Source organism: Clostridium cibarium, assembly GCF_014836335.1.
In the GTDB taxonomy this organism is placed as follows: Bacteria; Bacillota; Clostridia; order Clostridiales; family Clostridiaceae; genus Clostridium; species Clostridium cibarium.
Window position 1 is genome coordinate 1 of sequence record NZ_JACSRA010000056.1, and the last position, 6,173, is coordinate 6,173.

Sequence of the window (6,173 nt, forward strand, 5' to 3'; positions counted from 1 at the left end):
AATATACCTTTTTTCTTTGAAAATTTATAAATACTAAACTAAAAATCTGATTTTCATACCTTACAAATGGCATAAAACCGTTAAAATTATAGACTTCGCAAAAATATCATTTAGCGAAATTCAAAAAATAAAATTCTACTAGTTACGGTATTTGAATGATGTGAATATAGTATTTAAAACTATGTTATAATTATGATATCAATATTAAGCTATGTATGAAATATATTATTTAAGTAAGGGGGAATTAAATGACCAAAAAAAACAACTATATTTTAATTTACTTTAGTAGGATTTTCTTTATGGTAATAGGTTCAATTTTAGCAGCAATGGGGCTTGAAATATTTTTAATACCTAATAATATAATTGATGGTGGAATAACTGGAATATCAATAATGGCAAGTCATTTAACCAGTATTCAATTAGGGATATTTATCTTCATATTAAATTTACCTTTTGTAATTATAGGGTATAAACAAATAGGTAAGACTTTTGCCCTTTCCACTATATTTTCAGTAATATGTTTTTCAATTTTTGTGACATTATTTCATCCTGTTCCAGGTATAACACAAGATACACTTCTAGCAACTATATTTGGAGGCATTATATTAGGTGTAGGGATAGGCTTAATTATACGGAATGGTGGTTCTTTAGATGGAACTGAAATTATTGCTATTATTCTTGAGAAAAAAAGTGCATTTTCTATTGGGGAAATAGTTATGTTTATTAATTTCTTCATATTGGGAATTTCAGGTTTTGTATTTAGTTGGGATAGAGCTATGTATTCTTTAATAGCATATTTTATTGCATTTAAAGCTATAGATATAACTGTTGAAGGTCTTGAAGAATCAAAGGCGGTAATTATTGTTTCTGATAAGAATAGTGATATTTCTAATGCAATAATAAATAGACTTGGTAGAGGAATCACTCTATTAAATGGAAAAGGTGCTTATAGTGGTGATGAAACAGAAGTTATATATGTTGTTTTATCAAGACTTGAAATAGCGAAATTAAAAAATATTGTGAATGATTTCGATGAAAATGCACTAATTACCATTACAAGTGTTGAAGGAACTGGCAAGAAGTATGTCAAAAAGGCAATACATTAGTTTATATATAAAAAAATAGCACAAACCAAATAATTTTAAATTATTTAGTTTTAGTATTCACTAAAGTAAAATTTAACGTATTTTAAAAGCCACTGTATGCAGATCAGTGGCTTTTTGTATTTTGATAAAATAACATTTAGCGAAATTAGAGCAATCCAAATAACTATTTAACTGATCTTGGATTTATATATACTTCTGATTTACCAAGAACTACAAGCTGGTAGTTTGGTTTCAAAGGTACTAAATTAAAACTTTTTATGCTAGGTGACAATCGCAAGGACTGCATTATAACAAAGTTTTCATTAAAGATAAGTATATACGCATCTTCGTTTTGAGAAATATTTGTAATATCATAAAGATTATCTGTTGAAACATTCAAATCAGATAATGTATAAACGCCTTGTTTTAAAACATTACTTGGAGTTACGGCTAATGTATTTACTCCAATTATATTGAATGATAGACATAAAAAAATTAAGCATGAAATAGTAAATTTCTTCATCACACAACCACCCTTCAGATATATTTTGTGTAACAGATATCATATTATTCCATGCTTTACTTCAAAATCACAATATTGTTCTGTATTTTGCTAAAGTATTTTTTAGCGAAATGAGAGAAAAGTGGGATGAAATTTAAGGTACTACAGAGGAGATATAAGAAGTTTTATGTGTTAGAGCGATTTTCAATATCACAAAGGGGTTAAAAATGCTTAGAATTGCTAATAGAGGCATTAGGATTGATACTGTTAAAATATAGCTATCCAAAATTGGGGATATATTTTAGTTAGTCAAAAAATCCATTAATTTAGCAAAATAAAGTTTATGTTTTGGAGGGGGAACATGATAAAAACAATTCCTCTCTTGAAAAGGGGCAAGGCTACGCAAAAGGACTAAATTAATTTCAAGATCCATAAATGGAATGAAATTAATTTAGTTCTTTTCCCCTTTACAATTCACTCCTTATTTTTGACTAAGTCGTTACCCCAAAACATAAATTTTCTCACCCATTGCAAAAACCAAAACATAGGTATATACTGACCTTATAGTAAGAGAGCGAGATGCGTGTTTGTATAGCCAAAAGGCAACAAACACATCTCGCTTAGAGGGGAACCCCCTCCAAGACCACCCCTTTTTTGAAGTTAAAAACTTCAAAATTCAGCGAAAGGATATGAGAAAATTGACAGAAAGAAACAGAGGAAAACAAATTAATTTTCGATTGAGTGAATCTGAATTTGAACAATTCCAAAAGAATTTTCAAAAATCAAAATTGACTCAAAGTGAATATTTAAGAAAATGTATTTTAGAAAAAGACATTTTTGTTATTGATGACATGAAAGAATTAGTTTTGGAATTAAAAAGGTTAGGTAATAATTTGAACCAAATAACTAAAAAAGTTAATACTGGAGAAGTAAAAAATATAGATGAATTATCAAGTATGAAAACTGAACTTGATTATGTTTGGAGGGAAGTTCTTCATGCATTAAAGAAGGTGAATGAATAATGGCGGTTATAAAAAGAATTGCTTCAAAGGCAACTCCCAAAAAAATCTATAATTACTTAACTCAAGAAGAAAAGACCGAGGAAAAATTAATTAGTGGATTGAATTGTAATGCTGATAATATGGTCAATGAGTTTAATGCAACTAAGGAATTATATGATAAAAACAATGGAGTTAAATATCATCATGTGATACAGAGCTTTGACCCCAAGGATAATATAACACCAGAAAAGGCTCATGAATTAGGCAAGGAACTTGCAGAGAATCAATTCAAGGGGCATGAGGTACTAGTTGTAACTCATAAAGACAAAGAGCATATACATAACCATTTCATAGTTAATAGTGTTAGCTTTGAGAATGGATTGAAGTACAATGCAAGTAATAAAAGTTTATGGGATATAAAAAGAGAAAGTAATAGGATTTGTGAGAGGGAAAATTTAAAGACTTTAGATTTAGATCATCGAGCAAAAGAAAGGTTAACGAGTGGAGAACTTAGAAAAGAATTGAGAGGGGAAACCACTTGGAAAGGTGAGTTAAAAGAATGTATTAGTTTTGCTAAAGGTAAAGCTAATAATCTTGAAGAGTTTCAGAAGTGCCTTAAAATCAATTTTAACATCGATTCAAGAGTAACCAACAAAACTATAAGCTACAAGCACCCCGAAAGGACACAGAGCATAAGAGGGAGTAAATTAGGTGCTAATTATGATAAGGAGGAATTATTAAATGAGTTTACTAGAAAAGAGAAATCAATTAATACAGGAGAAACAAGCAGAGGAAACGCCCCAAATGTCGATTGGTCAGCAATTGGAGATAATGTCAAAGGTGAAGGAAATAGAATATCAGAACAGCCTAGTAATGATGTCATTGGAGAAATACAACGAAAAGTTCAAGGAGTTAAAGAAAGAGCAGATAGAGCAACTGGAGAATATGAAGAGCCAAGTAAAGCAGTTGAAGGAAAGCAACAATCTACTGAACGAGAAAATGGAGGAATCTCTAAAGGGGTTCACAGACAGTCACAAAGCCGAGATTTTGACTTTGATAGATAAGGCGAATAAAGTATTAGAAACTACAGAAAAAGGCTTAAACCAAAAGGCTGACAAGGTAAGAGAAGAAACAGAGAAGTTTATATCAGATTGTGAAGAAAATAAAAAAAGAACTAATGATAGATATAAAAGTTTCTTTGACCGTTGGAAATGGCTAGATTTCTTGATTATAGCTGATTTATTAGTAATGCCAATTATCATGATGATTCTTGCTTATAAGGTGTTTGCAAAATAAAAGTTGTAAAATAAGAAAATAAAGGTTAAAATAAAATCATTAATTGGAAAATTAAATATAAAAAAAGTCCTTATTCAACTCTTAATCATAAACCTGAGAAATTTAAGATTAAGCCAAACTTCGTAAGTGCAACGAACACTTTCAAAGCCGTTAGAAAAGAACTTCTTTTAAATAAAGTAACATAGTTACTTTATAAATATACTTTATTCAAGTTATGAATAAAGTATAACTGATAAAAGAACGAATTTCAATAGTCTTTTGAGTATGTATCACACTTACTCAAAAGGCTTTTTTTAATACCTAAAATTAAATAAGACAAGCCCTACTGGCACTGGAACATAGAAAAACAGTATAAATAATCTATGGTTAGCCACCGATACGAAAGAAGGCTCGGATTATTCTCATTGCCCTATATATGAGAATGGTTCGTCAAGTGGATTAACTAACCACTATAAATATTAGTAGGAGGGTTCATGGTACGGAAGTACGACAACTTAACCAATACATAGTTTGTATATTATTTGTGGGCATGGAGCAAATGAGAAGGGTTATTTGAATGGACAAATAGGGTAATATTACGAAGATACAAATCAGAGAACAGTAGTATTTTGTTTAGTCTTAAATTTCTTAGGACTAACTATACCCAAAAACGTGTCCACACCGCCCAGTAGTGTAGCTGAACTTCTTTAAAGTTCAATACTTAATTTAAAGTTTTTACTATTTGTACTTGCCTAAATAGTAATAAAAAAGAGAAGTAGACCAACTGGAATCGTAACGTAGCTTGTCAGAGTTATGATGTAAGGCTGTAGCACCAAATGATAGTGCGGTAGGCTAAGAAATTAAAAGCTACAGGGGAACATAGAAAATAATAAGGGGAACATGATACAATAGTTGTAGGAAGATAAAGGAATATCGTGGCAATACTATTTTTAGAAAGGGGAACAAATTGCTTTGAAGGACGCAGAAATCAAGGTTCGTCTAACTAAAGAAGAAAAAGAGTTTCTCAGAAAGATTGCTAAAGTTAAAGGGTTGAATATGACTGAATTTATATTAAATACAACCTTAGAATCGGCTAAAAAAATAGAGGATAATATTAAAACACAAAAGATAATTAAAGATAGAATTTCAAGCCATGAAGAAAAGATAATGAAACTTACAGAAAAAATTCGTGGGAACAAAGAAAATAAAAAGAGGGCATTCTCATTTTTAAAAAGAAATGGTTAATTCTAAAAATGTTAATGTTATTTTAAATGTATAAGGGTGGGAATATTGGTGGGAATGTTTTAATTTTTAATAAAAATAAAATTCCCGCTATCGAAATATAGTTAAATAAATAGCTTATATAGTTTTTGTTACCACATAGATAATGGGGTATATGTATATATATACATATACCCCATTTAAGTAGGATGAATGGAAAATAAAAAGGATTAAATAAATTTAATTATTTAATCCTTTGGACATTAGTATCTAATTACATTTTTTAGCCCCACATATCTACTGCACTTGGGAAATAAGTTAATAAGCTTGTTAAAAAATTAAACATAAATCTCACCTCCATTCAATAAACAATATGCTTTATCAAAAGCTTCTATATTATTTTTTTCTAGTTCTCTTAATATTTCATTTATAAAATATTCATTTGCATTATGTTTTTTTAAGTTTAAAAGCAATGAAATTATATCGTCCCACTTTTGGGTCACTTTATATACATTTGTTAATGCAATATATTCTCTTCCCATACTTCCATTTTCATGATGATAATTAGAGACAAAAAGATTAATTTCTTTATATTCATCAATACTAAGTTCATCTTTGAATATCTCACAATAAAGATTTAAAATTAAACAATAATCAAACAGATTGTTATTTATATAATCAGGATCATCTTCTATTTCACTTTTAATTTGTAATATATATTGTTCAGCATTGCTAATTTCTCCAAGACAATTTTCTGCCCAGGCTAAATTATGTATTAGTAAACGTTTTATAGATAGATCGATTAAATTCTCATAATTATTTAAGTATATTTCATATAGTAAATCTTTAGCTTCTTTAAATTTCTTTTCTTTAAATAGTTTAAAAACTTCGTTTACTACTGTGTGTTCTATTTCGTCTTCAATATTCATTTTGCTCTCAATATTCCCCTTTAATTAGTATTATTTGTTATTATATATATATTATGTAATAAATAGCCAAATAAATCAAGTATAAAAAGGTATATTTCGCGTAGAGCTACACGAAATATACCTTTTTTCTTTGAAAATTTATAAATACTAAACTAAAAAT

General features: G+C 28.8%; 7 protein-coding genes. 5 read left to right on the plus strand and 2 right to left on the minus strand.

The annotated features are described in order from the left end of the window. Positions 1 to 299: 299 nt before the first annotated feature. Positions 300 to 1,106, plus strand: coding sequence for a YitT family protein (locus tag H9661_RS19100; RefSeq protein ID WP_191770396.1), 807 nt, complete (start codon positions 300 to 302; stop codon positions 1,104 to 1,106). Positions 1,107 to 1,269: 163 nt separating this feature from the next. Here H9661_RS19100 and H9661_RS19105 read toward each other — a convergent pair whose 3' ends face one another. Further along, positions 1,270 to 1,608: a hypothetical protein gene (locus tag H9661_RS19105; RefSeq protein ID WP_191770383.1), complete on the minus strand. Its 339-nt coding sequence runs from the start codon at positions 1,606 to 1,608 to the stop codon at positions 1,270 to 1,272. A 677-nt stretch (positions 1,609 to 2,285) separates the two neighbouring features. Between H9661_RS19105 and H9661_RS19110 the strand changes: the two genes are divergently transcribed. From H9661_RS19110 to H9661_RS19125, 4 genes are all read left to right on the plus strand, one after another. Then, on the plus strand, positions 2,286 to 2,609 hold the full coding sequence (locus tag H9661_RS19110; protein ID WP_191770385.1) for a plasmid mobilization protein: 324 nt from the start codon (positions 2,286 to 2,288) through the stop codon (positions 2,607 to 2,609). Continuing rightward, positions 2,609 to 3,652, plus strand: coding sequence for a relaxase/mobilization nuclease domain-containing protein (locus tag H9661_RS19115; protein ID WP_191770388.1), 1,044 nt, complete (start codon positions 2,609 to 2,611; stop codon positions 3,650 to 3,652). Before H9661_RS19110 ends, H9661_RS19115 begins: the two co-directional genes overlap by 1 nt. Then, positions 3,642 to 3,884 carry a hypothetical protein gene (locus tag H9661_RS19120; protein WP_191770390.1) on the plus strand — a complete coding sequence of 81 codons (243 nt, stop codon included), beginning with the start codon at positions 3,642 to 3,644 and terminating at the stop codon, positions 3,882 to 3,884. Before H9661_RS19115 ends, H9661_RS19120 begins: the two co-directional genes overlap by 11 nt. 951 nt (positions 3,885 to 4,835) lie before the next feature. Next, positions 4,836 to 5,108: a DUF6290 family protein gene (locus H9661_RS19125; protein WP_191770392.1), complete on the plus strand. Its 273-nt coding sequence runs from the start codon at positions 4,836 to 4,838 to the stop codon at positions 5,106 to 5,108. A 314-nt stretch (positions 5,109 to 5,422) separates the two neighbouring features. Here the strand turns inward: H9661_RS19125 and H9661_RS19130 are convergent, their stop codons facing one another. Next, positions 5,423 to 6,013 carry a hypothetical protein gene (locus H9661_RS19130; RefSeq protein ID WP_191770394.1) on the minus strand — a complete coding sequence of 197 codons (591 nt, stop codon included), beginning with the start codon at positions 6,011 to 6,013 and terminating at the stop codon, positions 5,423 to 5,425. Positions 6,014 to 6,173: the final 160 nt, after the last annotated feature.